The sequence below is a fragment of the Azospirillum sp. NS33 genome, from assembly GCF_059703765.1.
Genome location: NZ_BAAKJB010000055.1, coordinates 1 through 25,267, shown reverse-complemented (window position 1 = coordinate 25,267; position 25,267 = coordinate 1). Strand labels below are relative to the sequence as shown.

20 protein-coding genes and 1 rRNA gene are annotated in these 25,267 nt (G+C 72.2%); 8 read left to right on the top strand and 13 right to left on the bottom strand.

Going from position 1 to position 25,267, the window contains the following annotated elements:
* Window positions 1-56: 56 nt before the first annotated feature.
* Window positions 57-1,478 carry a tetratricopeptide repeat protein gene (locus AC6H2I_RS29165; RefSeq protein ID WP_497504300.1) on the bottom strand — a complete coding sequence of 474 codons (1,422 nt, stop codon included), beginning with the start codon at window positions 1,476-1,478 and terminating at the stop codon, window positions 57-59.
* Window positions 1,479-1,606: 128 nt separating this feature from the next.
* Here AC6H2I_RS29165 and AC6H2I_RS29160 point away from each other — a divergent pair, with 128 nt between their 5' ends.
* Window positions 1,607-2,881, top strand: a complete 1,275-nt coding sequence (locus tag AC6H2I_RS29160) for an ABC transporter substrate-binding protein (RefSeq protein WP_497504299.1) — start codon at window positions 1,607-1,609, stop codon at window positions 2,879-2,881.
* A gap of 18 nt (window positions 2,882-2,899) precedes the next feature.
* Here AC6H2I_RS29160 and AC6H2I_RS29155 read toward each other — a convergent pair whose 3' ends face one another.
* Entirely contained in the window at window positions 2,900-4,696 is a 1,797-nt protein-coding gene (locus AC6H2I_RS29155) for a tetratricopeptide repeat protein (RefSeq protein ID WP_497504298.1), read from the bottom strand.
* A gap of 190 nt (window positions 4,697-4,886) precedes the next feature.
* On the opposite strand from AC6H2I_RS29155, the gene AC6H2I_RS29150 reads away from it, so the two are divergent.
* The 5 genes from AC6H2I_RS29150 (at window position 4,887) to AC6H2I_RS29130 (ending at window position 10,272) form a co-directional block, all read left to right on the top strand.
* Window positions 4,887-5,825, top strand: a complete 939-nt coding sequence (locus AC6H2I_RS29150) for a L,D-transpeptidase (RefSeq protein ID WP_497504297.1) — start codon at window positions 4,887-4,889, stop codon at window positions 5,823-5,825.
* A 91-nt stretch (window positions 5,826-5,916) separates the two neighbouring features.
* Window positions 5,917-6,786: a branched-chain amino acid ABC transporter permease gene (locus AC6H2I_RS29145; RefSeq protein ID WP_497504296.1), complete on the top strand. Its 870-nt coding sequence runs from the start codon at window positions 5,917-5,919 to the stop codon at window positions 6,784-6,786.
* Window positions 6,783-7,778, top strand: a complete 996-nt coding sequence (locus AC6H2I_RS29140; RefSeq protein ID WP_497504295.1) for a branched-chain amino acid ABC transporter permease — start codon at window positions 6,783-6,785, stop codon at window positions 7,776-7,778. Before AC6H2I_RS29145 ends, AC6H2I_RS29140 begins: the two co-directional genes overlap by 4 nt.
* The gene (locus AC6H2I_RS29135; RefSeq protein ID WP_497504294.1) at window positions 7,775-8,506 is read left to right on the top strand and encodes an ABC transporter ATP-binding protein; all 732 of its coding nucleotides are present in this window, start codon (window positions 7,775-7,777) and stop codon (window positions 8,504-8,506) included. Before AC6H2I_RS29140 ends, AC6H2I_RS29135 begins: the two co-directional genes overlap by 4 nt.
* Before the next feature lie 89 nt (window positions 8,507-8,595).
* Entirely contained in the window at window positions 8,596-10,272 is a 1,677-nt protein-coding gene (locus AC6H2I_RS29130; RefSeq protein WP_497504293.1) for an acyl-CoA synthetase, read from the top strand.
* Here the strand turns inward: AC6H2I_RS29130 and AC6H2I_RS29125 are convergent.
* The 6 genes from AC6H2I_RS29125 to leuA form a co-directional block, all read right to left on the bottom strand.
* The gene (locus AC6H2I_RS29125; protein WP_497504292.1) at window positions 10,269-10,775 is read right to left on the bottom strand and encodes a hypothetical protein; all 507 of its coding nucleotides are present in this window, start codon (window positions 10,773-10,775) and stop codon (window positions 10,269-10,271) included. The two genes, AC6H2I_RS29130 and AC6H2I_RS29125, sit on opposite strands and share 4 nt — an antisense overlap.
* A 43-nt stretch (window positions 10,776-10,818) precedes the next feature.
* Window positions 10,819-12,678 carry a putative nucleotidyltransferase substrate binding domain-containing protein gene (locus AC6H2I_RS29120; RefSeq protein WP_497504291.1) on the bottom strand — a complete coding sequence of 620 codons (1,860 nt, stop codon included), beginning with the start codon at window positions 12,676-12,678 and terminating at the stop codon, window positions 10,819-10,821.
* 170 nt (window positions 12,679-12,848) lie between these two features.
* A complete protein-coding gene (locus AC6H2I_RS29115; RefSeq protein ID WP_497504290.1) occupies window positions 12,849-14,612 on the bottom strand; it encodes a sodium:solute symporter family protein in 1,764 nt (587 codons plus the stop codon).
* A gap of 18 nt (window positions 14,613-14,630) precedes the next feature.
* Complete coding sequence (locus AC6H2I_RS29110) at window positions 14,631-14,891, bottom strand: DUF4212 domain-containing protein (RefSeq protein ID WP_497504289.1); 261 nt, start codon at window positions 14,889-14,891, stop codon at window positions 14,631-14,633.
* 759 nt (window positions 14,892-15,650) lie between these two features.
* Complete coding sequence (locus tag AC6H2I_RS29105) at window positions 15,651-16,733, bottom strand: PA0069 family radical SAM protein (protein WP_497504288.1); 1,083 nt, start codon at window positions 16,731-16,733, stop codon at window positions 15,651-15,653.
* 266 nt (window positions 16,734-16,999) lie between these two features.
* On the bottom strand, window positions 17,000-18,712 hold the full coding sequence (leuA, locus tag AC6H2I_RS29100; protein ID WP_497504287.1) for a 2-isopropylmalate synthase: 1,713 nt from the start codon (window positions 18,710-18,712) through the stop codon (window positions 17,000-17,002).
* Window positions 18,713-19,256: 544 nt separating this feature from the next.
* On the opposite strand from leuA, the gene AC6H2I_RS29095 reads away from it, so the two are divergent.
* Window positions 19,257-19,511 carry a hypothetical protein gene (locus tag AC6H2I_RS29095; protein WP_497504286.1) on the top strand — a complete coding sequence of 85 codons (255 nt, stop codon included), beginning with the start codon at window positions 19,257-19,259 and terminating at the stop codon, window positions 19,509-19,511.
* Between the two features lie 39 nt (window positions 19,512-19,550).
* On the opposite strand, the gene AC6H2I_RS29090 is transcribed toward AC6H2I_RS29095, so the two are convergent.
* From AC6H2I_RS29090 to AC6H2I_RS29070, 5 genes are all read right to left on the bottom strand, one after another.
* Complete coding sequence (locus AC6H2I_RS29090; protein ID WP_497504285.1) at window positions 19,551-19,934, bottom strand: c-type cytochrome; 384 nt, start codon at window positions 19,932-19,934, stop codon at window positions 19,551-19,553.
* Window positions 19,935-20,050: 116 nt separating this feature from the next.
* The gene (locus tag AC6H2I_RS29085) at window positions 20,051-21,385 is read right to left on the bottom strand and encodes a PQQ-dependent sugar dehydrogenase (protein ID WP_497504284.1); all 1,335 of its coding nucleotides are present in this window, start codon (window positions 21,383-21,385) and stop codon (window positions 20,051-20,053) included.
* Between the two features lie 168 nt (window positions 21,386-21,553).
* Window positions 21,554-23,293: a monovalent cation:proton antiporter-2 (CPA2) family protein gene (locus tag AC6H2I_RS29080; RefSeq protein WP_497504283.1), complete on the bottom strand. Its 1,740-nt coding sequence runs from the start codon at window positions 23,291-23,293 to the stop codon at window positions 21,554-21,556.
* A gap of 175 nt (window positions 23,294-23,468) precedes the next feature.
* On the bottom strand, window positions 23,469-23,855 hold the full coding sequence (locus AC6H2I_RS29075) for a response regulator transcription factor (RefSeq protein ID WP_497504282.1): 387 nt from the start codon (window positions 23,853-23,855) through the stop codon (window positions 23,469-23,471).
* Window positions 23,856-23,989: 134 nt separating this feature from the next.
* Window positions 23,990-24,457, bottom strand: a complete 468-nt coding sequence (locus AC6H2I_RS29070) for a MarR family transcriptional regulator (protein WP_497504281.1) — start codon at window positions 24,455-24,457, stop codon at window positions 23,990-23,992.
* Between the two features lie 713 nt (window positions 24,458-25,170).
* On the opposite strand from AC6H2I_RS29070, the gene AC6H2I_RS29065 reads away from it, so the two are divergent.
* Window positions 25,171-25,267: ribosomal RNA gene (locus tag AC6H2I_RS29065) — 16S ribosomal RNA — on the top strand; the annotation flags it as partial.

Here is a 25,267-nt window from a genome sequence, read left to right as displayed (position 1 = left end):
GGGGTGCCTCCGTCGTCAGGGAAACCTCCCTCCCCAACAGCGCCGGCCGCCGGAGGTCACCCGGGCGCCAGGTCGCGCGCGCAGCTGAGCAGCGGGCGGCGCAGCCGGCCGGCGGCGACGTCGGCGCGGATGGCGTCGGCGGACGCCGCGCGGATGCGCTCGAGCTCCGCCCGATTGGCCGCCAGGAAGGGATTGGCGTCGCTGCTGTTGAGGGGGCGCTCGTGCTCCAGGTGGAAGAGCGGCCCCGGCACCCGCTCCACCCGGTGGCCGAGGCGCCGCATGCGGTCCTGGATCTCGTCGTCCTCGTAGCCCCAGGACAGGAAGCGCTCGTTGTAGCCGCCGGCCGCCAGCAGCGTCGCCCGGTCGAAGAAGGCGCCGCCGCCCGGCGAGTTGTTGTGCATGACCGGGTGGCGCGGCGCCAGCGCGGTCAGCACCGCGCTCGACAGGGTGGCGGCGAACTGGGCGACCGGCGCCGGCCCGAGCATCCAGAAGAACAGGCCGTTGAACGGGAAGACCATGGCCGCACCGGTCCGCACGGCGTCGCGGGCGAGCACATACTGCACGGGGTCCACGACGATGTCGGTGTCGTGCAGCGCGACGATGGGGGTCGTCGCGGCCTCGACCATGCGGTTGATCAGGTGCGCCTTGTGGGTGAAGGGGGTGTCGTTGCCGGTCAGGTGCAGGTGGCGGCAGCGCGCCGCCAGCTCCGGACCCAGGGCTGCCGCGACGTCGCTGGGGCCGTCGCGGTCCTCGCCCACCAGCACGGTGGTGTCGGCGTGCTTCACGAGATGGGACACGATCAGCCGCAGATTGCGGGCGCGGTCCTCGGAATCCTTGCGGAAGGGAACGAGCATGGTGACGTCGCGCAGGTCGTGGCGCCCGCCGGGCGCGGCGTCGAGGATGGCGCGGCGTCTGCGGAACAGCGCGAGCTGCTCGTCGAGGCGGGCGCGCGCCAGGGCGTCGCCGGGGGCCAGGGCGACCGCCTCCTCGTAGTGCGCCACCGCCGCGCCCGGCCGGCCGAGCGCCGCCTCGATGTCGCCGCGCTGGCGGCGCGCCGGCTCGAAGCCGGGGTGGCGGGAGAGCAGGGGCTCCAGAACCTCCAGCGCCTCGCCGATGCGGCCGATGGCCTGCAGCGCCTCGCTGAGGTGGTACTCGGCGTCCACGAAGTCCGGGCGCCGGGAGACGGCCCGGCGGTAGCAGGCGATGGCCTCCTGGGTGCGCAGCGCCACGTGGTGCAGGACGCCCAGGTTGAACAGGGCGTCGGGGTCGGCGTTCTCGGCGGCCGTGGCGCGGGCGATCAGCTCGGCGGCGCGGTCGTTGCTGCCGCGGCGGGCGTGCACCAGGCCCAGCCGGTGCAGGGCCTCCGGCTCCTCCGGCTCGACGTCGAGGATGCGGGTGTAGAGGATCTCCGCCTCGGCGAGCCGGCCGGCTTTGAGGTGGGCGAGGGCCGCGGCGAGGGCTTCGGCGATGGTGGCCATGACGGGCGACTCCGGTGCGGCGCGGCGCGGGACGGGGCGGTCCAGCGTAGCGGAATCCCCTTTGCAATGCCGCCCTCTTCGGCGACAGTTCGGGAAGCCGAGACCACGTCCGGAGGGAGAGGCCCGCCATGCCCAGCGACCCGTCGCGCACGATGGTGCCCCCAGCGCCCCTCCCGTCCGGCCTCACCCGTCGCCGCTTCGGCCGGACGGCGGCGGCGCTGGGGGCGCTCGCCGCCGTCGGACGGGCGCCGGCCTTCGCCCAGGAGACCGCCCTGCGGGTGGGCGTCCTGCTGCCGCGGTCGGGCCATCTGGCGCAGCCCGGCCAGGCCTGCCAGCGCGGCGCCGACATCGCGCCGGCGGTGCTCGGCGACCTGGGCTACCGCATCGAGATCCTGTCCGCCGATACGGAATCCAGCGTGGACGTGGCCCGGGCGCGGGCGGAGAAGTTGATCGACGACGGCGCCCGCGTCATCGTCGGCGCCTTCGACAGCGGCCAGACGGCGGCCGCGGCCCAGGTCTGCGAGCAGCGCGGCGTCCCGCTGGTCATCAACATCGCCGCCGCCGACAAGCTGACGGAGCAGGGCCACCGCACCGTGTTCCGCAACTTCCCCACCAGCACCATGCTGGTGTCCAACGGCCTGTCGCTGATGAAGGAGCTGTTCCGGGTGACCGGCGCGACGCCCGCGTCCGCGGTGTTCCTCCACGCCAACGACACCTTCGGCATGGCCAACAAGGCGGCGATGGACGCGCTGTTCCCGACCCTGGGCATGCCGTTCGCCGTCGTCGACAGCATCGCCTACGATCCCAAGGCCCAGGACCTGGCCATCGAGGTGACCCGGGCGAAGGCGACCGGAGCCGACCTCGCCATCGTCACCACCCGCGCCAACGACGCGATCATGATGATCAAGGAGATGGTGAAGCAGCGCTGGGAGCCCATGGGCGTGGTGTCGCCGGGATCGCCCGGCCTGTACGACGAGCAGACCTACAAGGTGCTGGGCAAATACGCCGACTATGCCATCACCAACCTGCCCTGGTACGATCCCAAGGCCGACCTGACCGGACGGGCCAGGGCGGCGTTCGAGAAGGCCTTCCCCGGCGACCGGTTCGAAGGCTACGCGTTCAACGTGGCGTTCACGCTGGAGGCGATCCTGGTCGCCGCCGACGCCTTCAGGCGGGCCGGCAGCGCCGCGTCCGAGCCGATGCTCGACGCCCTGCGGACGACCGCACTGGAGCAGAAGATGATGGTCGGGCCGGCGATCACCTTCGACGCCCGGGGGCAGAACGTCAACCTCGCGTCGGCCTGCGTGCAGAACCGCGAGTCCCGGCCCACGGTGGTGCTGCCGGAGGCGTCGGCCGAGGCCGCGCCGATCTTTCCGATGCCGGGCTGGCGCACGCGCGGCTGACGCCTCCGGCGGGCGGCCTCAGCCCGCCGCCGCCTCGCCGCAGAGCTCGAGCAGCCGGGCCACGGCGCGGCCACGGTCCCCGGCGACGGCGAAGCGCGCCAGCGCCGCCGCCGCCTGGGCGGCCAGCAGGGCGGGATCGCTGGCGAGCGCCACGGCGCGGTCCAGCAGCGCCGCGTCGCTGTCGACCGTGAAATCCGGTCCGACCACCCGGGCCACGTCGCCGTCGGGTGTCGTCACCACCGGCACCCCTTCGGCCAGGGCGAAGGCGGCGCTGCCGCCGCCGCCCTGACGGCGCGGGTTGAGAACGGCGGTGGCGAGCCGCAGCAGGGCCCGGACATCCGCCACGTGGCCCAGGCTGTGCGCCCGGGGGGCGTTGCGCAGCAGCGCCAGCCGCCCCGGCAGCGCCTGGACCTCGCCGGCAAAGGCCACGGTGGCGTCGGGCAGCCGGTCGAGGAGGCGGTCGACCTGGTCCAGGAAGGGCTGGTCGGCCTCCTGGTCCAGGCGGTTGCCGACCACCACGAACAGGGCGCCCTCGGTGCCGAGCCCGAGTTCCGTCCGGGTCAGCACCGAGGAGGACGGCGGCGGCGTCCAGCCGAAGCTGAAGGGACGGAAGCGCGCCGCCAGACCCGGCGGCCAGCCGTCGGGGCGGTCCGCCCCGTCGTAGCCGAGGACGAGGCGGGCGTGGGTGTTGGGGAGCCCGGCGGCGGTCGGCAGGAAGACCACGGCGCGGGTGTCGGCGAACAGGTCGGCGATGATGTTGGAGCCGCCGAAGGCGATGACGACGTCGGGATCGAACCCCCCGACCCAGTCGACGATGGCGTGCACCTTCTCCGTGTCGAAGCGGTGCTGCGGGAAGGACGCCATCCGCACCCGCGCGCCGAACGCCTCGATGGTCTGGACGCCGCTGTACTCCTCCGTCACGTTGTAAGTGAAATCGGGCACGAAGCCGTTCTCGACCGCCGCCGCCATGGTGTTGGCGTTGACGATCACGACGTCGCGGCCGTGCTCTTCCTGCAACCGGCGCGCGAAATCGAAGGCGTCCAGCGTCGGCTGGTGGCCGGCCCCCAGCATCTGGTTGGTCACCAGGGCGATTCGCTGGACGCCGGCGCGCGGGCCGGCCGGACGCAGGCGCGACGCGGTGGCGTAGCGCAGCGCCGTCTCCTCCACCAGCAGGTCGTAGAGGCGCGGCAGGTCCTCGGTGACGAAGGCCGACAGAGGGCCGCGGCGGATCATTCCCATGAACACCTGCCGGGCCATGCCCCAGTACGCGTAGTGCAGGGACGGAACGGTGAACCGCTGCGGCTCGGCGACGATCGCGGCCACCAGCTCGCGGTAGTGGCCGGCGTCGCCGGTGAGGTGCGCCGGCAAGGAGAGGCGGCGCATGACGTCGCCCATGGCGTAGTGGCGGCGAATCACCTCGGCCGCCGCCTCGCGGCTGTCCTGGTCGTAGCGCAGGATCAGCGCGGTCAGGGCGTTCAGGCTGTTGCCGGTGTCCTCGCCGCTGTTGCAGACCAGGAGGAGGGCCCGGGCGAAGCTCTCGGCCGCCTCGCGCGTGCGCCCTTGCGCGTGCAGCGCGTGACCGAGATTGGCGTGGAAGACGGTGGACGCATCGTCGCCCGCAATGGCCTGGGCGATCATCTCCGCGGCTTCGGCGGCGCGACCCGCCTGGAGCGACAGGACACCCAGCAGATGGAGCGCGTCGGGGTGGCCGGGGGAGCGGTCGAGGACGTCGCGGTACAGACGCTCCGCCTCGGCGGTGCGCCCCGCCCTGTGGTGCTCGGTGGCGACCGACAAGGCCTGATCGATGCTGTCCATGACGCCTGTTCCCCGGGATTTCCGCGCGCGATGTTGCCGGGGCGCAGTCTACAGGCAGGGTCTGCGGATTGGCGAACGCTTTTCCCGGCGGCCCGAGGGCTGGATTAACACGGCCTTAGCGGAATTGTCGTTCCCTTGGCCCATGGACATGGCCAGATCCTGGAGGGGGGGGCGGCGCGGGGGCGCGGTCGTGACGATCGTCCTCACGATGCTGTCGGCGTTGCTTGCGCCGCCGGCCGCCGCCGCGGCTGCCGCCGCGGGCGACGGTGCCTCCCCGTCGATCGTCATCAGCCTGGCCGACCGGCGCCTCTACCTGCACCGTGCGGGCGAGCCCGCCCGGTCCTTTCCCGTGGCCATCGGCCGGCCGGGCGTGGCCATCCCGCTGGGCGACACCGCCGTCGTGCGCAAGCGGCGCAACCCGACCTGGCACCCCACCGCCAACCAGCGCCGCGCCGATCCCGGCCTGCCGCGCGCCGTGCCGCCGGGCCCGGCGAATCCGCTGGGGCGCCACGCCCTGGACCTGGGCTGGCCGACCTACGCCATCCACGGCACCAACCGCCCCGACTCCGTCGGTCGGCAGGCCAGCGGCGGCTGCTTTCGCATGCTCCCCGCGGACATCGAGACGGTGTTCTCCCTGGTTCCCGTCGGCACGCCGGTCCGCGTGGTGGCCGGCGCGGCCGGCGGCCCCGCCGCGCTGCCCCCGGCACCGCCCCCGCGGCCGGCCGCGACGCCGGCCGCCATGCCTGGCCCGGCGCCGGCGCCACGCCGGCGCGATCCGCCACCGCCGGTCATCGCCGACCCCCGCTGCCCCGGGGCCACCGCGCCGCTGCATCGCTTGCGCTGCGACGATCCCGCGCTGGCGACGCTCGACGGCCGCATCCGCGGCCTGGCCCAGGCCCGGCTGGCGGCGCTTCCCGCGGCCGCCCGGGCGGAGGCCGCCATCGCCTGGCGCATCGAGGACCGGCGCTTCGAGGAGCGCACCGGGGCGACCTGCTGGCTCCGCCGCGGCAGCGAGGGCGATCCGGCGACCGCCGCCGCCGCCCGGGCCTGCCTGCACGGCGCCCTGGCGGCCCGGCTGGCCGCCCTGGAACGCCGGCCGCCGCCGGGCGCGACGCCGACCCGCCCCTGACGCCGCGCCGGTGGCGCGGCCACTCTCTTCTTGCGTCCGCACCGGGCGGGCTGCTACGCCGCAGACGGCGATCGCGCGGGTGCGGCGGACAATGCCTTTCGACCTCTATCTCAACATCGTGGCGTCGGGCGTCCTGACCGGGCTGGTCTACGGGCTGGCGGCGCTCGGCCTGTCGGTCATCTTCGGCGTGGTGCGCATCGTCAACTTCGCCCACGGCGAGATGATGGTGGCCGGCATGTACGGTGCGGTGCTGCTGTTCGCCGGATTTGGCCTCGATCCGGTTCTGGCGGCGCCGATCATCGCCGCGGTGCTGTTCGCCTTCGGCTACGGGCTGCAACGCGGCCTGGTGAACCGGTTCGTCGAACGCCCCGAGCACATGCAGTTCATCCTGCTGCTGGGGGTGGCGACCATCCTGGTCAACGCCCTTCTGATGGTGTTCGGCCCGGACTCGCGGGGCGTTCACGTCGACTACGCGTTCGACGCGGTGGAGGTCGGGCCGCTGGTGCTGGACGCTGTGCGGGTGCGCGCCGGCATCGGCGCGGTGGCCGTGGCGGCGGCGCTGTTCGCCTTCTTCCGCTACAGCCGCACCGGCACGGCGATCCGCGCCTGCGCCGACAACCCCCTGGGGGCGCGGGTGGTCGGCCTCGACCTCGACGGGCTCTACGCCTTCACCTTCGGCGTCGGCGCGGCGGTGGTCGGCATCGCCGGGGCGCTGATGGCCCTGGTGGTGGAGGTGCGCCCGCAACTGGCGCCGGAGTACACGCTGCTCAGCTTCATCATCGTCATCGTCGGCGGCCTCGGCAGCCTGCCCGGCGCCCTGCTGGGCGGCGTGCTGATCGGCGTGACCGAGGCGCTGGCCGGGTTCCTGTTCGTGCCGTCCCTGAAGACCCTGGTCAGCTACGCCGTGCTCATCCTGGTCCTGCTGCTGCGCCCGCAGGGGCTTCTGGGGCGTCGCTCATGACGGGGCGCGGCGGCCTCGCCCTGGCGCTGTTCGTGGCCGCGCTGCTGGCGGCCCCGCTGGTGGCCGACCGCTACACCCTCAGCGTGCTCACCACCGTGCTGTGGTTCGCCTATGTCGGCCAGGCATGGAACGTGATGATGGGGTTCGCCGGGCTGCTCTCGCTCGGCCACGCCCTGTACGTCGGGCTCGGTGCCTACGCCAGCGCGGCGCTGTTCGTCCATGTCGGCGTCGGCCCGTGGCTCGGCCTGTGGGCCGGCATGGCGCTGGCCGCGGCGGCGGGCGGGTTCATCGGTTTCCTCGGCTTCCGCTTCGGGGTGCGCGGCGTCCACTTCGCGCTGCTCACCATCGCCTTCGCCGAGGTGGCGCGAATCGGCTTCGACCACATCGCCTGGACCGGCGGCTCCGGCGGGTTCTTCCTGCCCGTCGATCCCGGCGGCGGCGCCGACCCGCTGAACCTGCGCGGGGCGCCGGCCCTGTTCTACTACGTCGCGCTGGCCCTGACCTTCGGCGCGCTCGCCCTGGCGCGGGTGCTCCTGCACAGCCGGCTCGGCTACCGCTGGCTGGCGGTGCGCGAGGACGCCGAGGCGGCCGAGGCGGTCGGCGTCGACCTGTTCGCCGCGCGCATGGCGGCGGTCATGGTGTCGGCCGCGCTGACGGCGGTGGGCGGGGTGTTCCAGGCCTTCTACTTCAACACCCTGTTCCCGGAGCAGGTGTTCTCCATGGCGCGGTCCATCGAGATCATCCTGCCGGCGATCATCGGCGGCATCGGCACGCTGTTCGGGCCGATTCTCGGCGCCTTCATCCTGACCCCCCTGGGCGAGGCGCTGACCCACGCCATCGCGCTCACCGGCACCGACCTTCCCGGGTTGAAGCTGCTGGTCTACGGCGGCGCCCTGGCCGCCATCGTCGTGTTCCGGCCCGAGGGGGTGTGGCCCTGGCTGGCCCGGCGCCTGGGCCTCGTCCGCCGCCCGGACGGCGAGGGTGCGCCATGACCGGCCCCGCGCTCCTGGAGGTCGAGGGCGTGTCCAAGCGCTTCCGTGGCCTCAAGGCCGTGTCGGACGTTTCGTTCGTGGTTCCCGAGGGGACGATCGTCGCGCTGATCGGCCCCAACGGCGCGGGCAAGACGACCACCTTCAACCTGATCGCTGGCGTCCACCCGCCGGACGAGGGGACGGTCCGCCTGCAGGGACGCGCCATCGCCGGGCTCAAGCCGCACCGCGTGTGCGCCGCCGGCATCGGCCGTACCTTCCAGATCGTGAGGCCCTTCGCCAGCCTGTCGGTGGAGGAGAACGTGCTGATCGGCGCCCTCGCCCGGGAGCGCTCGGTCGAGACGGCGCGGCGCCACGCCCGGACGGTGCTGGCCCGGCTCGGCCTCGACGACCAGGCGGCCCGGCCGGCGCGCAGCCTCACGCTGCCCGACCGCAAGCGGCTGGAGGTGGCGCGGGCGCTGGCCACCCGGCCGAGGCTGCTGCTGCTCGACGAGGTGCTCGCCGGGCTGCGGCCCACCGAGGTCGACCGCATGGTCGAGGTGCTGCGCGGCCTGAACCGCGGCGAGGGGCTGACGATCCTGATGATCGAGCACGTGATGCGCGCGGTCATGGCCCTGTCCGACCGGGTGGTGGTGCTCGACCACGGCGAGCGGATCGCCGAGGGCACCCCGGCGGAGGTGGTCGCCGACCCCCGGGTGGTGCGGTCCTATCTCGGGGCCGTCGCGGTGTGACGACGGGCCGGTGCCACGAAAGGTTGGCGGGGCGGACGGTCCCGGCCTAAGCTCGCCCCTCGCGCGCACACGCAGAGGGGAGGACGGGCATGCTGCCCCGGGGCGGGACCTACGAGGAGATCGCCGGGCGGTTCCGCTGGGCGGTTCCCGAGCGTTTCAACATCGGCGTGGACGTTTGCGACCGCTGGGCCGACCGCCACCCCGGCCGCGTCGCCCTGATCCACATCCGCGGCGATGGCGGCGTTGCCGAATACAGCTTCGCCGCGCTGCGGCGGGATGCCAACCGGCTGGCCAACCTGCTGGGCGGGCTGGGGGTGGGGCGCGGCGACCGGGTGGCGGTGCTGCTGCCCCAGGCGCCGGAAACGGCGCTGGCCCATCTCGCCACCTACCGCATGGGGGCCATCGCGGTCCCGCTGTTCAGCCTGTTCGGCGAGGAGGCGCTGCACCACCGCCTCGCCGACAGCGGCGCCCGGGTGGTGGTCACCGACCGGGCCGGCGCGGCCAAGCTCGCGCCCCTGCGCGGGCGCCTGCCGGACCTGACGACCGTGCTGAGCGTGGACGGCGGGGCGGCGGGCACGGCCGACGGGGCGCTCGATTTCCATGGCCTGCTCGCCGGCCAGTCCGCCGTCTTCACCCCGGTGGACACCCACGCCGACGACCCCGCGCTGATCATCTACACCTCGGGCACCACCGGCCCGCCCAAGGGGGCCCTGCACGCGCATCGCGTGCTGCTCGGCCATCTGCCAGGGGTCGAGATGTCCCACGACCTGTTCCCGCAACCCGGCGACCGGATGTGGACGCCGGCCGACTGGGCGTGGATCGGCGGGTTGCTCGACGTGCTGCTGCCGGCGTGGCACCACGGCGTGACGGTGGTGGCCCATCGCTTCGAGAAGTTCGACGCCGCGGCGGCGTTCCGCCTGATGGCGGCCCACGGCGTGCGCAACGCGTTCCTGCCGCCGACCGCGCTGAAGATGCTGCGCGCCGTGGCCGACCCGGGGGTCCGCCAGGGCCTGCGCCTGCGCTCCGTCGCGTCGGGCGGCGAGACGCTGGGGGCGGAACTTCTGGAGTGGGGCCGGCGCGCCCTGGGCGTCACCATCAACGAGTTCTACGGCCAGACCGAATGCAACATGATCGTCTCGTCGTGCGGCGCCGTCATGCCGGGCCGGCCGGGGATCATGGGGCGCCCGGTCCCCGGCCACCGGGTGGCGGTGATCGACGAGACCGGCGCCGAGCCGCCGCCGGGGACGCTGGGCGACATCGCGGTGCGCCGGCCCGATCCGGTGATGTTCCTGGAGTACTGGAACAAGCCGGCGGCGACCCGGGACAAGTTCGTCGGGGAGTGGCTGGTCACCGGCGACCGCGGCGTCGTCGAGGCCGACGGCGGCATCCGCTTCGTCGGGCGGGCCGACGACGTCATCACCTCGTCCGGCTACCGCATCGGCCCGGGGGAGATCGAGGACTGCCTGCTCGGCCATCCCGCCGTGCGCCTCGCCGCGGCGGTCGGTGTCCCCGACCCGCTGCGCACCGAGATCGTCCATGCCTTCATCGTCCTGCAGGACGGGGTGGCGCCCGGGCCGGAGCTGGCGCGCGCCATCCAGGACCACGTGCGCCGGCGCCTGGCCGCCCACGAGTACCCGCGCGCCATCACCTTCGTCGACGCGCTGCCCATGACCACCACAGGCAAGGTGGTGCGCCGGGAGCTGCGCGAACGGGCCGTGCAGGCGGCGGCACCGCCGTCGCCGGCGCAGGGGGCCTCCGGCCCTTAGTTGCAGGCCGCCTCGAACAGGGCCGGCGGCCCGCCCGCGCTCCAGGCGTCGTCCGGCGGCAGGCCCTCGGGTCCCAGCGCGTCGGTCAGCGGGGCGCGGCGGCGCCCGGCGCAGTCGACGAACTGCTGCAGGGACAGGGGCTCCTGGTGCTCCTCCAGCAGGCGGGTCGTGACGACCAGGATGTCCGGGTGGTCCGGGTTGCGCAGGGTCGCCGCGCCGTCCAGCACCAGCAGACCGGCGGTGCGCGGGAGCAGCGCGGTCCAGGGCTCGAGCAATCCATCGTAGGGCATCGCGGCGATCACCACCGAGCCGGCGGGCAGGGCGTCGGCCGTGCGCTCCGCCCAGGTGTAGCGCAGCCACACGGTGAAGGCGATCATCGCCGCCGCGGCGACCAGCGGCACCGCGTAGCGGGGCAGGCGCAGGCGCAGGGCACGGGCGCCCAGCAGCAGGACGCCGCACGCGGCGAAGGCCACGCAGATCAGGGAGAACAGTTCGAGAAACACCGGACGGCGGGCTCCTGTGGGGGCGGGCGGCGCGGGGCGGCGGTCAGAACCGGCCGAGCTGGTAGGCCGAGGCCATCGACGCCTGCATGGTCTTGACCACGCCGAAGGCGCTCTTGAGATGGCTGCGCTCGAAGCTCGACAGTTCGGCGGGCTGGAGGAAGTTGTCGGCCTTGCGCCCCTCGCGGATCATGCCGGCCTGGTGGCGCAGCCGGGTCAGGCCGATGAACTCCAGCGCGTCGGTGAGGTCGAGCGCGCCCTCCTTGCTGAGGGCCTTGGCGCCCGCCGCGGCGGTCAGGCGCTCGAAGGTGTTGACGGCGCGCACGCCGGCGGCGAGGGCGTAGACGCGGGCGAGATCGACGATCGGCACCACGCCGGTGTGCTTGAGGTCCAGCGCATGGCCGCGGTCGCCGCCGCTGGACAGCACGAAGTTGCCGAAGAAGCCGATCGGCGGCTGGTGCGACAGCGCGTTGCGCGCCATGTACGCCTGGAAGATGCGGTTCTTGCGCGTCTTCTCCAGGATGCCGCCGGCCAGCGCCTCGTGCAGCGCCGCGTCGCCGTGCACCGGGCGCAGGTCGAAGAAGACGCTGGAGAGCATCAGCGCCATCGGTTCCGGCTCCTCGATCCAGCGCCGGAAGGACTCCCGCCACGCCGCCAGCGGCTGGCGCCAGCGGTCGGTCATCGCCATCATCTCGCCGGGGCAGTACACGTAGCCGCAGGTGTCCAGACCGTCGCAGACGAAGCGGCTGAGATCGCGGAAATAGGCGCCGTGCTCGGCCTCGCGGTAGGAGTCCGACAGGATCAGGCAGTTGTCCTGGTCGGACAGGGCGGTCTGCTCCTGGCGCGCCTGGGAGCCCGCGGCCATCCACACGTACGGGACGGGTGGGGCGCCCAGACGGTCCTCGGCCAGGCGCAGCAGGCGGACGGTCGTGGCGTCGGTCAGGCTGGTGACGACGCGGCCGATGCTGCGCGCCGATCCGCCCCACTCGGCCATCTCGTGCACCAGGGTGGGCACGCGCAGGATGACCTCGCGCAGCTCCGCCGGGGTCGTGCACTCGTGGATCTTGCGGGCGAGGTAGACCGGCGACGTGGTGTGGCTGTCCACCAGGGCCGAGCCGGACAGGCAGCCGACGACCGTCGCGCCGTCCATCACCGGCAGGTGGTGGATGTTGTGGCGGGTCATCAGCACCAGGGCGTCGAAGGCCTGGTCGGCGGCCTGCACCACATGGGGCGAGCGGGTCATCACGGCCCCCACGGGCGTGTCGTAGGGCCGCCGCTCGGCCACCATCCGGCTGCGCAGGTCGCGGTCGGTGAGGATTCCGGCGAGCGCGCCGTCCTCCACCACCAGCACCGCCGACACGCGCTCGTCGCGCATCAGCCGGGCGGCCTCGTGCACCGCCGCCGCGGCGCCGATGGTGACGGGGCCGCGGGTCAGCAGCGCCGCCGCGTTCTTGGTCAGCAGGTCGAGGTTGCGCGGCGCCGCCGCCGAGGCGAACGAATCGCGCAGGCGACCGCCGTCGAACGCGGCGAAATAATAGGCGAATGGCGGGTGGTCGCGGCGCAGCCGGTCGAACAGCGCCGCGGGCAGGCGCAGCAGGCGCGCGTCCTCCAGCACCTCGCTGCGGTTGACGGCGATCCCGCCGCGCAGGATGGCGCGCACGCCGAAGCAGTCGCCCTCGTCGAGGCGGGCGAGCAGCTGGCCGGCGGGATCGCGCAGCTCCAGCGCTCCGGACCGGACGACGTACAGGGTGTCGACCGCGTCGCCCGGCTTCGTCACCACGGTGCCGCGCGGCGCGTCGACCGCGGAGGCCGCCCCGGCGGTCTCGGCCAGCACGCCCGGAGGCAGCAGGTCGAACGGGTGGTGCCTGGCCAGGAAGGCGCTGGTGTCGGCGGATGCGGCGTCCATGTCGGACTCCCGGGTGGGATGGGCGGTCTGCCTCGGGCGGCCGCGGCGGCTGCCGTCCTCGGCCATCGGTATACCCCCAATCGGCGCGAAAAAGAAGACGGGCCCCGGGGAGACCCCGGGGCCCGCGTCGATGGGCGGCGCGTGGCGCGCCGCCCCGGCGCGCGTGATGATCAGTGGCTCTGGGCCGCCCCCGCACCGGAGGGCAGGCGGATCATCTCCACCAGGTCCTGCACCTCCTGCGGCGGCGCCGCCGTCGCCTTGCTGACGAGGAAGGCGACGACGAAGTTCAGCAGCATGCCGACCGCCCCGATGCCTTCCGGCGAGATGCCGAACAGCCAGTTGGCCGGGATGTTGTCGGCCATCGGCGCGATGAACACGCCCTTGAAGTAGATGATGTAGCCCATCGTGAAGACCAGGCCCGTGATCATGCCGGCGATGGCACCTTCGCGGTTGATGGTCTTGGAGAAGATGCCCATCAGGATGACCGGGAACAGCGAGGACGCGGCCAGACCGAAGGCGAAGGCGACGACCTGGGCGACGAAGCCCGGCGGGTTGTAGCCGAGGTAGCCGGCGATCAGGATGGCCCCGGCCGCGGCGATGCGGCCGGCCATCAGCTCCGACTTCTCGGACATGTCCGGCGTCAACGTGCTTTTCAGCAGGTCGTGGGAGATGGCCGAGGAGATCACCAGCAGCAGGCCGGCGGCGGTGGAGAGCGCGGCGGCGATGCCGCCCGCGGCCACCAGGGCGATGACCCAGTTCGGCAGCTTGGCGATCTCGGGGTTGGCGAGCACCATGATGTCGCCGTTCACCGTCAGCTCGTTGCCCTGCCAGCCGTAGGAGGCCGCCCTTTCGGCGAAGGCCGGGTTCTTGTCGTTGTAGTACTGGATGCGGCCGTCGCCGTTCTTGTCCTCGAAACTCAAAAGGCCGGTCGGCTCCCAGCGCTTGAACCACTCCGGACGGGTCTCGTAGACGAGGTTGCCGTCGGGCGCCCCGACCTCGCCGGTCTGGATGGTGGTGGTCAGGTTGTAGCGGGCCATCGCGCCCACCGCCGGGGCGACCGTGTAAAGCAGGGCGATGAAGACCAGCGCCCAGCCGGTGGAGGAGCGGGCGTCACGCACCTTCGGCACGGTGAAGAAGCGGACGATGACGTGGGGCAGGCCGGCCGTCCCGACCATCAGCGCCAGGGTGATGGCGAAGATGTCGATCATGCTCTTGTTGCCCGCGGTGTACTCGGCGAAGCCGAGCTCCGTCACCACCTGGTTGAGGCGGTCGAGCATGAAGCCGCCGTCGGTCAGCTCCGAGCCCATGGCGATCTGCGGCAGCGGGTTGCCGGTGAGCTGGAAGGCGATGAAGACCGCCGGCACCGTGTAGGCCGCGATCAGGACGAGGTACTGCGCCACCTGGGTGTAGGTGATGCCCTTCATGCCGCCCAGCACCGCGTAGATGAAGACGATGCCCATGCCGACGATCAGGCCGGTGAGGATGTCGACCTCGAGGAAGCGGGAGAACACGATGCCGACGCCGCGCATCTGGCCGGCGACGTAGGTGAAGGAGATGAAGATCAGGCAGACGACGGCGACGAGGCGCGCCGCCTTGGAGTAGTAGCGGTCGCCGATGAACTCGGGCACCGTGAACTTGCCGTACTTGCGCAGGTACGGGGCCAGCAGCATGGCCAGCAGCACGTAGCCGCCGGTCCACCCCATCAGGTAGACCGAGCCGCCGTAGCCGAGGAAGGCGATCAGTCCGGCCATCGAGATGAACGACGCGGCGCTCATCCAGTCGGCGGCCGTGGCCATCCCGTTGGCGACGGGGTGCACGCCCTTGCCGGCGACGTAGAATTCGCCGGTGGTGGACGCCTTCGCCCAGATGGCGATGGCGATGTAGAGCGCGAAGCTGGCGCCCACGACGAGGTAGGTGAGTGTCTTGAGATCCATGGTCCGGCGACTCCCCGATCAGTCTTCGTGCACGCCGTGATCGCGATCGATCTTGTTCATGCGCGAGGCATAGAAGAAGACCAGGGCGATGAAGACGTAGATCGACCCTTGCTGTGCGAACCAGAAGCCGAGCTGGAAACCGCCGATGCGGATGCTGTTCAGCGGTTCGACGAGAAGGATGCCGAAGCCGTAGGAGACGATGAACCAGACGACGAGGCAGCCGAGGATGAGGCGCAGCGATTCCTTCCAATAGGCGATTGCGGAGTTGCTTTTATCCACATTGTATTTGTGGTCATTCATGGAGTGTCCTCCCACGACTCAATGTTGGTCGTTGCACTTCACGGGCCGGTGATCGGCAACGGCCCGTGGATGCTCCCCAGGGCGAATGCCCTTACACGCGACAATCAGATACAGGATTTCATCTTCCGCGTCGAGAAAAACGCGAAATGCCAATCGTATTGGCATGAAATTGTTTGCCGGGCGCAACGCGGATCCACCGAGTCGCAAAATGTTTGGCCGGCCAGCAATGGCCCCGGAGCGGACCGGCGGCCGCGGTATACCGCCGAACAGGGGCCGGCCCGGCGCGGGGAGGGCAGTGGTCAAATGGAAACGTTGCCTTCGCGTAAGTATCCCCGGGCAAAATAGAACCGATGACGACGGCACAATAGTCCAGCCGGGGGCGAGAATGCACCGTGATGATGGGCCGCCGTCGGTGCCGCGCCACGCGAAGCACACCGCTATCCTTCGTGACGTGGCGTGGTCCGGAATGCTCCGCTTGTCGGCACGTCAGTTGTGCGCCCACGTTCCACATCGTGGAACGACGGAGACGTCCAAAGACAAGAGCCACATCGTTGTCTTGATCAACTGTGCCGCGGTTCGACCAGAAGGGGGGCTCGGGGGGCGCCGGGGGCGCCGGGCTTTCCCGATGATTTGGGGTTGCCATGGAATGACGCGCGGCAAGGGACCGTCTCGGAAATTTCATACTTCGGGATGCGACCGGAATCCGGCCGTCGCCGGACGGGCCGGGGCCGGCGCCGCTCAGAACAGGGTGAGCTGGTCGCCCGGGGCGGGCGGGACGCGGAAGCGGCTGGTGTCCAGGCCGCCCCACCGCCCGCCCAGGCCGAGGCGGCGGCAGGCCAGGGCGAAGCGCCGTGACAGCATGGCCGCGTACGGGCCGCGCCCGCTCATCCGCACCCCGAATCCGCTTTCGTAGAGCGCCCCGCCCCGGCACGCCCGGATCAGCCCCAGCACCCGTTCGGCGCGGTCGGGCGCGTGCTCGCGCAGCCACTCTTCGAACAGCGGACCGACCTCGCGCGGCAGCCGGACCAGGATCGTGTTGGCGCCCCGCGCCCCGGCCGCGGCGGCGGCCGCGAGGATGCCCTCCATCTCGTGGTCGGTGAGGCCGGGGATCACCGGGGAGACCAGAACGGCCACCGGCACCCCGGCGTCGGCGAGCCCGCGGATGGCCTCCAGCCGCCGCGCCGGGGAGGAGGCCCGCGGCTCCAGGCGCCGGGCCAAGCCGCGGTCCAGGGTGGTGATCGACACGCAGACATGGACGAGGTTGCGCGCGGCCATGCCGGCCAGCAGGTCGCGGTCGCGCAGGACCAGGGCGGATTTGGTGACGATGCCGACCGGGTGCTGGTGGGCGTCGAGCACCTCCAGCACCCGGCGGGTCAGGCCCAGCGACCGCTCGATCGGCTGATAGGGGTCGGTGTTGGCACCGAGCGCGATGGTGGAGGGCCGATAGCCCTTTGCCCGCAGCTCGCGGGCCAGCAGCTCCGGGGCGTCGGGTTTGTGGAAGAGGCGGGTTTCGAAGTCCAGGCCCGGCGACAGCCCGAGATAGGCGTGGCTGGGCCGCGCGAAGCAGTAGATGCAGCCGTGCTCGCAGCCGCGGTAGGGGTTGAGCGAGCGCTCGAACGGCACGTCCGGCGACTCGTTGCGGGCCAGCACGGTGCGGCTGGTGTCGACGGACAGCGTGGTGCGCAGGGGCGGCAGGTCGTCGTCGACCGCCGACCCCCACCCGTCGTCCACCGCGGTGCGGGTGGACCGTTCGAATCGCCCGTCGGGATTCCCGACGGCGCCCCGTCCCTTGCGCGCGCGATCCGGCACTGCATCGACCATGGGGCGAGGATGCCATCGCGCATGGAACGTATCAAGAACATTTTGGCGTGGCCTGCCACCGCGCGTCAGCCGGCGCCAGCGGGTGCCGGCGCCAGCGGGGGCCGGCGCCAGCGGGGGCCGGCGTCAGCGTCAGCCGGCGTCAGCGGCGGCCGGCAGGGGGGCGGCAGCGGCGGGCGCCGGCGGCGGCGCCCGTGTGGGGTCCCGTCCCTCCCCCACGACGGGCGCGGGGGAGGGTGGGGCGAACCCGCTCTGGCGGCGCGGCACCGTCAGCGGGTTGCTCGGTTGGCTGCGCTCACCAGGGCGCGCAGCGATGCGGTGACGATGTCGGGGTCGATGCCGACCCCGAACAGGGTGCGGCCGTCGCCGGTGCGGACCTCGACGTAGGCGGCGGCCTGGGAGTCCTCGCCGGTGGTGACCGCGTGCTCGCGGTAGTCGACGACGTGCAGGTCGATTCCCATGTCGCGGCGCAGGCTGTCCAGGAAGGCGTCGATGGGCCCGGTGCCGCGGCCGCGGATGGTGACCGGACGGCCCTCGCGCATCAGCACCGACGTCAAGGCGCGCGGCCCCGAGCCGGGCCCGCGCGGCTCGGTGGCGTGCTCCACCAGCGCCAGCGGCCGCTCGTTGTCCAGGTATTCGGCCCGGAACGCGTCCCAGATGCGGCCCGGCGTCAGCTCCTTGCCGGTCTCGTCGGCGATCGCCTGGACCGTCTTGGAGAACTCGATCTGCAGGCGCCGCGGGATCTGCAACCCGTACTCGGTCTCCAGCACATAGGCGATGCCGCCCTTGCCGGACTGGCTGTTGATGCGGATCACCGCCTCGTAGCTGCGGCCGATGTCCTGCGGGTCGATCGGCAGGTACGGCACCTCCCACTTGCCCGAATTGGATTTGGCCAGCGCCTTCAGGCCCTTGTTGATGGCGTCCTGGTGGGAGCCGGAGAAGGCGGTGAACACCAGCTCGCCGGCGTAGGGGTGGCGCGGGTGGACCGGCAGCTGGGTGCAATGCTCCGCGGCGCGGCGGACGGCGTCGATGTCGTCGATCACCAGCCCGGGGTCGACGCCCTGGGTGAACAGGTTCAGCGCCAGGGTGACGATGTCCACGTTGCCGGTGCGCTCGCCGTTGCCGAACAGGGTGCCCTCGACCCGGTCGGCCCCGGCCATCAGCCCGAGCTCGGCCGCGGCGACGCCGGTGCCGCGGTCGTTGTGGGGGTGCAGCGACACGATGAACCGGTCGCGGTCCTTGATGGTGCGGCAGAACCACTCGATCTGGTCGGCGTGCACGTTGGGCGTGGACATCTCCACCGTCGCCGGCAGGTTGACGATCATCCGCCGTTCCGCCGTCGGCTGCCACACCGCGGCCACCGCCTCGCAGACCTCCACCGCGAAGTCGAGCTCGGTCCCGGTGAAGCTCTCCGGCGAATACTGCAGGATCACCTCGGTTTCGGGATGCTGGGCGGCCATGGCCTTGACCAGCCGGGTGCCGGCCACGGCGATGTCGACGATGCCCTGGCGGTCCATGCCGAAGACGACGCGGCGCTGCAGCTCGGAGGTCGAATTGTAGAGGTGGACGATCGCCCGCTTGGCGCCCCGGATGCCGTCGAAGGTGCGCCGGATCAGCTCCTCACGGGCCTGGGTCAGCACCTGGATGGTCACGTCGTCGGGCAGGCGTCCGCTTTCGATCAGGTCGCGGCAGAAGTCGAAATCGGTCTGCGAGGCGGCGGGGAAGCCGACCTCGATCTCCTTGAAGCCCAGGGTGACCAGCAGGTCGAACATCGCCCATTTGCGCTCCGGCCCCATCGGCTCGATCAGCGCCTGGTTGCCGTCGCGCAGGTCGACCGAGCACCAGGCGGGGGCCCGGTCCAGGGTGCGGTTGGGCCACTGGCGGTCGGGCAGGGTGACCGGGCGGAAGGGGGTGTACTTCTCCGCCGGCATGCGCCGGGCGGTGGTGGCGGGCGTCCCGCGCGAGGTGATGGCGTGGTTCATGGTGCTGCTGCTCCCTGGGCCCCCGCGAAAGGGGGTGTCGTGTCGGGGTCGGTCGAGGAACCGGCGCGGGTCACGGCCGCCGAGGAGCCGGACAGGCTCGGCGGCCGCCGGTAAGTCGCAGCGTGGGCAGGGTTCCGGTGAACCGGGGAGCCGAACGTCGACGGTGGGGGCTCATGGGAGGGGTGGCTTCGACCTGTTGCATGCATGGGGAAACGCGAAGGGCCCGGACGCTGTCAGCGCGCCGGGTCCGTAAGTCGAAGCGTGTCCGTGCGGTCGAAGGGTCCCATGGCCGGTAATCTGCGGTCGGGTGGTGCGGCTGTCAAGGCGCGATGCCGCATGGGTGTCGCGGCCCGTCCGCGCGGCGACCGGGGCCGGCGCTAGGCCGAAGGTCGGCCCGCCCCATCGGAACGGGTGACCCAGGCCTGCCGATCTGATGACGCACAATGCGCCGCTCGACGGGAACGCCGGCCGCCACCACATGGGTTTGGAACAGGACCGGCAACTGCATGAGGGTGGTCTTCCCATCGGGACGGCCAGGACGCGCATGAACATCGTCTATGCCTACCCCAGCGCAAAGGGGCACCATGTCCAGTCCGACGTGATCGGGCTGTTGCGGGCGCGGTTCGGCGGCGTGGAAACGCGCGCCACCGAAATCCGCGAGTCGCTGCACGGCCACGGCACCGACACGGTGGTGACGGTGGCCGTGGGCGAGGTCCACCGGGAGGCGGCGCTGGCCACCGTGCGCATGCACCCGGCGGTGATCGACGCCGCGGCGGAGAGCCTGGGCGAGCGGGTCTGACGCGGCCACCCCGTCCAGGCCACCCTCCCGGGCATCCGCTCACCGCCGCCCGGTCACGGCGATCTCGAATCCGGCGTACCAGGCCGCGAGCGCGGCGATGTCCTGGTCGGACAGGGTCTTGGCGATCACGTCCATCTGCGGGTTGCGCCGGGTGCCGGCGCGGAACGCCTTCAACTGTTCGGCCAGGTACCAGGCGTCCTGCCCCGCCAGGTGCGGCACCCGCGGCATCGGCGCCACCCCGTCCCGGCCGTGGCAGGTTTGGCAGACCCGGGCCGCGGCCGGTGCCGGCGGAGGGGGCGCCGCCGGAGGGTCCGCGGCGAGAGCCGGGACGGCGCCGACCGCACCCCACGCGGTGGCGACGACCACGAGCAGCGCCGTCCGCGCGGGGCGGCACGGGGCGGAGGGCAGGGACGCTGGGGGCATGGGCGGACGGGTCCTGATCGAAAGGAATCCTGGTCGGACGGGGCCCGGTGGCAGGCGGCACGGCGGGGTGATCCGGTGCCGCGGGCCGGGGCGGTGGGCGCCCCGGCCCGCGCCACTCAGGGTCCGGTGTAGGCGATGCGGTAGATCGCCCCGGCAAGGTCGTCGGAGACGAGGAGCGACCCGTCGAGGTACTGGACGACGTCGACGGGCCGGCCGAGGTACTCGCCCGTGGCGCTGTCCAGCCATCCCGCGGCGAACACCTGGGGCTCCCCGGCGGCACCCTCGGCGGTCATGGGGGTGAACATGACCCGTGCGCCGACCGGCGTCGTGCGGTTCCACGAGCCGTGCTGGGCGCTGAAGATCCCGCCCCGGTAGGCGGGCGGGAACTGGGAGCCGGTGTAGAACGTCATGCCGAGGTCGGCGGCGTGGGCCGGCATTTCCACCTGCGGCGGCGTGACGCCCTCGGGGACGGCCTCGCCGGCGTATTCCACCGTGCGCACGGCGCCGCCGCCGTACCATGGGAAGCCGAAATTCTGGCCCGGGGCGGTCGTCCGGTTCAGTTCGCCCGGCGGGACGTCGTCGCCCATTCCGTCGACCTGGTTGTCGGTGAACCACAGCTCCCCGTTGGCCGGGTTGAAATCCATGCCGACCGAGTTGCGGATGCCGGTCGCGAAAACCTCCCGGTTCTTCCCGTCGCGCTCCATGCGGACGATGCCGCCGATCCCGTGCTTGGCGTAGAACTCCAGCTTGTCGGCGGCGGGCACGTTGAAGGGCTGGCCGAGGCTCACGTAGAGCTTGTTGTCCGGCCCGATCCGGCAGACGCGGGCGCCGTGGTTGAAGGACTCCTCGTCGACCGGGACCAGCTGGCCCTGGGGCACCACCTCGCCGACGGCGACGTCCGGGCTCTCGTAGAAGAACTCCGCCGCCGGGAACACCAGGACGCGGTTGTGCTCGGCGATGAACAGGAACCCGTCGCGGCTCATGCAGGGGCCGTTCGGCACCTTGAAATCGACGGACGGGGCGAAGCGCTTGACCTCGTCCGCGATGCGGTCGCGGTCGCGGTCGGTGACCGCCCACGCGTCGGCCTTCCGGGTGCCGACGAACACCACGCCGACGTTCGGGCCGACCGCCATGTGCCGGGCGTCCGGGACGAGGGCGTAGAGGTCGATGGAGAAGCCGGGTGGAAGGGTGATCCGCGCCAGGTTCCGCCGGATGGCGTCGGCGCGCGCGCCGCCCTGCTCCACCTCCTGGATGCGCAGCGGCGTGCCGGTGGTCTTGAACTGCTGCAGTCGCTGGAGGTTGTCGGCGCGGGCCTCCCCGGGCGCGGCGACCGCCGCCGTCAGGGTCGCCGCCGCCGTCACCACCAGGGCGGCCGAAGCCGCCGAAGCCAGGGCGGCCGATGCCGCCGAAGCCAGGGCGGCCGATGCCGCCGAAACAAGCCTTGCTCTCACGATGTCCTCCCTCGTGTCCGCGTGTGTTCGTCGGGATACGCGTGACGGGCGTTCGCCTCGTTGGAGCAAGCCTAGAGGAAGATGATCGGTCCCTTCAATCGTCCGTATGGCCAATGATACCGGGGCGCGTGGCGCCGCCGTCGATGCCCGCGGGAGGTGCGTCGGCGATCAGTGCCCGCCGTCCGCGGCGGCGTGCGCGGCGGGGTCCTGGGGCCGCCCTCCCTCGTCGTCGGCGAGGGCGCCGTAGCTGTCGCGGCGGAACTCGTCGAGGCTGTGCTCGACGGAGTCCACCTCCATGCCGGTGGAGCGCAGGGCGAGGCCGGCCATCTGCAGGCTGGCCTCCATGGTCTCAGGCACCACCGCCGAGGCCCCGGCGGCGTTGAGCGCGCCGCGCTGGCGCAGGTCGTGGGCCCGGGCGATGATGGGCAGGCGCGGGGCGTGGGTGCGGATCGCGTCCACCGCCTTCTCCGCCAGGGCGGGCCGGTTCAGGGTGATCACCGCGGCGCGGGCCCGGTCGATCCCGGCGGCGCGCAGCACCCCGGCCTGGCTGGCGTCGCCGTAGTAGACCGGCAGGCCGCCCTCGCGGGCCGATGCCACGCGCTGCGGATCGAGGTCGAGGGCCACGTAGGGTATGCCGTTGCGGGTGAGCACGCGGGCGATGGCGCGGCCGACGCGGCCGTAGCCGGCGATCAGCACGTGGCCGCTGAGGTCGCTGGTTTCCAGGCGGAACGCCTCGGTCCCCCACCGGCCTTCGTGCCACTGGGCGAGGCGGTGGGCCAGCGCCGCGATGGCCGGGGTCAGGGCCATGGAGAAGGCGACGGTGGTGGCCAGGAGCTGCCCGGTCCCGGCGTCCAGCATGCCGAGGTCGAGGGCGCGGGTGATGACCACGAACGCGAACTCCCCGCCCTGGGCCAGGAGCAGGCCGACGCGCAGGGCGGTCGCCGTTCCCAGCCCCGAGGCGCGGCACAGGATGAAGAGCAGCAGGCTCTTGCCGGCCAGCAGCGCCACCGTGAGCGCGGCGATGACGGCGAGCTGGGAGACCATGAACGGCAGGTCCAGCGTCATGCCGATGGTCATGAAGAACAGGCCGAGCAGCAGGCCGCGGAACGGCTCGATGTCGGCCTCGACCTGGTGGCGGTAGGCGGTGTCGGCGAGCAGCAGCCCGGCCAGGAAGGCGCCCAGCGCCATCGACATGCCGGCCTCGGCGGTGAGCAGCCCGACCGCCAGGACGAGGAACAGGTTGGTGGCGGTGAACACCTCCGGGCTGTGGGCGGAGGCGACGAAGCGGTAGAGCGGCCGCACCACGAACCGGCCCAGCAGCATGATCGCGCCGATCGCCACCAGCGCCTTGCCCAGCGCCACGGCGAGCGCCAGGGGAATGGAGGCGCTCTCCGCCGCCAGCAGGGGAAGCAGCGTGAGGAGCGGCACCACCGCCAGGTCCTGGAAGATCAGCACCGCCACCGAGACGCGGCCGAAACGGGCGACCGTCTCGCCGCGGTCGACCAGCATCTTCAGCACCGTGGCGGTCGACGAGAAGGACAGCGCCCCGCCCACCACCAGCGCCACGGCGGCGGACAGGCCCAGCCCGTAGGCGGCCAGCGCGATGGCGGCCGTGGTCAGCAGCACCTGGAGCAGGCCCAGGCCGAAGATGTAGCGCCGCATCGCCCGCAGGCGCGACAGCGGCAGCTCCAGGCCGATGGCGAACAGCAGGAAGACGATGCCGAACTCGGCCAGCATCTGGGGCACGCCCTGTTCGACCACCGGGCCCGGCGTGAAGGGGCCGAGGACGATGCCGGCCGCCAGATAGGCCAGCACGGAGGGGATGCGCATCGCCTGGAAGGCCGGCACCAGGACGATGGCGGCCAGCAGCAGGTACAGCGTGTCCAGGAGCAGGTGCGTGTCGTGCATCGGTGCGCGCTTCCGTGCCGGGGCTGTGGACGGCGCCGGCGTCGCGGGCACTTCCCCGGACGGGCCGGCCTCGAATGACCGATCGGTGCCCGCCGGTCAAGCCCGATGGCCACGCTCACGCCGGCGGCCGGCTCAGCCGCGGCCGGTCCCGGTCACGCCCCGGTCACGCCCCCCATCACGCCGTCGCCCCCCGCGCCGCCAGCAGCGACTCGACGGCGTCGACCAACTCCTGCGTGTCGAAGGGCTTGAACAGCAGCCGGTCGGCCCCGTGCATCTGCGACAATTTCAAGGACGCCACGGCGGGAAAGGCGTCGCTGCCGCCGGACATCGCGATCACCGGGCCGTCATGGCCGCCGGCGCGCAGGCGCTTCACGGTTTCGATCCCGTCCATGCCCGGCATCATCATGTCGATGACCAGGACGTCGAAGGACTCGCGGCGCACCCGTTCCAGGCAGGCCGCGCCGTCGCGCGCCTCGGCCACCGTGTGGCCGCAATCCTCCAGCGCCACGCGCAGCAGGGCGGTGAGCGCCGGCATGTCGTCGACCACCAGGATACGGGCCATTGGCGCCTCGGGCGGATGGGCGGGCGCCGCCGCTGGCTGCGGCCGCTGCCCTGCGCGCAGTGATACCCCCGGCCGCGCGGCCCGATCAAGGGGCGCCGGAGGGCGGCGCGTCCGGGCCCCGCCGGGCGGGGTGCTCAGGCCAGGGCGTCGGGTTCGTTCCCGCCATCAAGTCCGCCATCACGTCCGGCTCGTCGGCGAAGCAGGGTGCGCAGGATCTGGTCGAGCGCTTCGGCCATGGCATGGTGGTGGTCGGTGCTGAGCGTTCCGACCGCCGCCGCCAGTTCGTTGAGGGGGTCGGCACCGAGAAGGGCCAGTCCCCGGTCGGTCAGCACCACGCTGACGGTCCGCCGGTCCCGCTCGCCGGGATGGCGCTCGAGCAGCCCCTTCTTCAGCAGGGCGGCGATGGTCTGGCTGGCGGTGCCCTTGGTGGTGCCGTGGTAGCGGGCGAACGCCACCACGCTGCGGCCGCTCGGCGTCGCCTGCGCGAAATAGCGCAACGCCGCCCACTGGGCGGGATTGAGCCCTTCGGTGAACGCGAGGCTGGCGGTGGTGCGCAACACCTGCGCCATCACCTCGGCCGTCGCGTGCGCGCTTGGGCGCATATCGGAAACGCCTCTCGTGTCGCCGTCCCGGCAATAAGGGTATTGAGTCGATACATACGCCGCCGCCCCCCGTCTGTCCAGGACGCCGGCGCCGCATCTTTGCCCAGGCCGCGCGTCGTGACAAGGATGGCGGCCCGGCCCCGGCCCCGGCCACCATGCCCCCGATCCATGCGCCCGATCCATGCGCCTCGGACGCGCACGCCGGAGAAAAAAGTCTGGACAGCGGGGCGCCGCCCGCCTATACACCCGCTCCCCGGCAGCCGGCGGGGCTTTCTTCCAGGGAAGGCCGACGGCGGTGGGGGGCCCGGACAGGGGCTCGCGACGGTGAGGAGGCCGCTTCGGCGGCAGGGGTCGAAAAAAGGTCTTGACCGCATTCGGCTCTTGGTTTAAAAAGTTCCTCCGCTGCGGACGGCAATGTCGTCTGCGCTCCGCCGAGACCTTCCAGACCTTGATCGCTCTGACCCACCGGGAAAGCCGGTGGCTCGACGCGTCGGGTCCGCTTCGGCGGGCAGGGATCTTTGACAAGTGAAAACGTGATCGAGAAGGGATGCGCAGGCGGATGGGCTTGGGGTCCGGGCCACGGGAGTGGATTGGACATTCGGGTCGTTCGCAAGACGCATCTGACAGGTAAGCGAGATATCAGAATCGAGCTTGGGTTAGGTGTCGCTTTGTGGCGACCCCGACGAGCGGTTTTGCTTTGGCGAGACCGACTTGAACCTGAGAGTTTGATCCTGGCTCAGAACGAACGCTGGCGGCATGCCTAACACATGCAAGTCGAACGAAGGTTCTTCTTCGGAGGGGCCTTAGTGG

What these genes read in the sequence shown, in the direction of transcription:
- AC6H2I_RS29115 (WP_497504290.1), bottom strand. Translation starts at nt 14,612, where the DNA reads ATGGATCTCAAGACACTCACCTACCTCGTCGTGGGCGCCAGCTTCGCG.
- AC6H2I_RS29160 (WP_497504299.1), top strand. Translation starts at nt 1,607, where the DNA reads ATGCCCAGCGACCCGTCGCGCACGATGGTGCCCCCAGCGCCCCTCCCG.
- AC6H2I_RS29075 (WP_497504282.1), bottom strand. Translation starts at nt 23,855, where the DNA reads ATGGCCCGTATCCTGGTGGTCGACGACATGCCGGCGCTCACCGCCCTG.
- AC6H2I_RS29130 (WP_497504293.1), top strand. Translation starts at nt 8,596, where the DNA reads ATGCTGCCCCGGGGCGGGACCTACGAGGAGATCGCCGGGCGGTTCCGC.
- AC6H2I_RS29120 (WP_497504291.1), bottom strand. Translation starts at nt 12,678, where the DNA reads ATGGACGCCGCATCCGCCGACACCAGCGCCTTCCTGGCCAGGCACCAC.
- leuA (WP_497504287.1), bottom strand. Translation starts at nt 18,712, where the DNA reads ATGAACCACGCCATCACCTCGCGCGGGACGCCCGCCACCACCGCCCGG.
- AC6H2I_RS29105 (WP_497504288.1), bottom strand. Translation starts at nt 16,733, where the DNA reads ATGGTCGATGCAGTGCCGGATCGCGCGCGCAAGGGACGGGGCGCCGTC.
- AC6H2I_RS29165 (WP_497504300.1), bottom strand. Translation starts at nt 1,478, where the DNA reads ATGGCCACCATCGCCGAAGCCCTCGCCGCGGCCCTCGCCCACCTCAAA.
- AC6H2I_RS29090 (WP_497504285.1), bottom strand. Translation starts at nt 19,934, where the DNA reads ATGCCCCCAGCGTCCCTGCCCTCCGCCCCGTGCCGCCCCGCGCGGACG.
- AC6H2I_RS29070 (WP_497504281.1), bottom strand. Translation starts at nt 24,457, where the DNA reads ATGCGCCCAAGCGCGCACGCGACGGCCGAGGTGATGGCGCAGGTGTTG.
- AC6H2I_RS29155 (WP_497504298.1), bottom strand. Translation starts at nt 4,696, where the DNA reads ATGGACAGCATCGATCAGGCCTTGTCGGTCGCCACCGAGCACCACAGG.
- AC6H2I_RS29135 (WP_497504294.1), top strand. Translation starts at nt 7,775, where the DNA reads ATGACCGGCCCCGCGCTCCTGGAGGTCGAGGGCGTGTCCAAGCGCTTC.
- AC6H2I_RS29095 (WP_497504286.1), top strand. Translation starts at nt 19,257, where the DNA reads ATGAACATCGTCTATGCCTACCCCAGCGCAAAGGGGCACCATGTCCAG.
- AC6H2I_RS29145 (WP_497504296.1), top strand. Translation starts at nt 5,917, where the DNA reads ATGCCTTTCGACCTCTATCTCAACATCGTGGCGTCGGGCGTCCTGACC.
- AC6H2I_RS29080 (WP_497504283.1), bottom strand. Translation starts at nt 23,293, where the DNA reads ATGCACGACACGCACCTGCTCCTGGACACGCTGTACCTGCTGCTGGCC.
- AC6H2I_RS29140 (WP_497504295.1), top strand. Translation starts at nt 6,783, where the DNA reads ATGACGGGGCGCGGCGGCCTCGCCCTGGCGCTGTTCGTGGCCGCGCTG.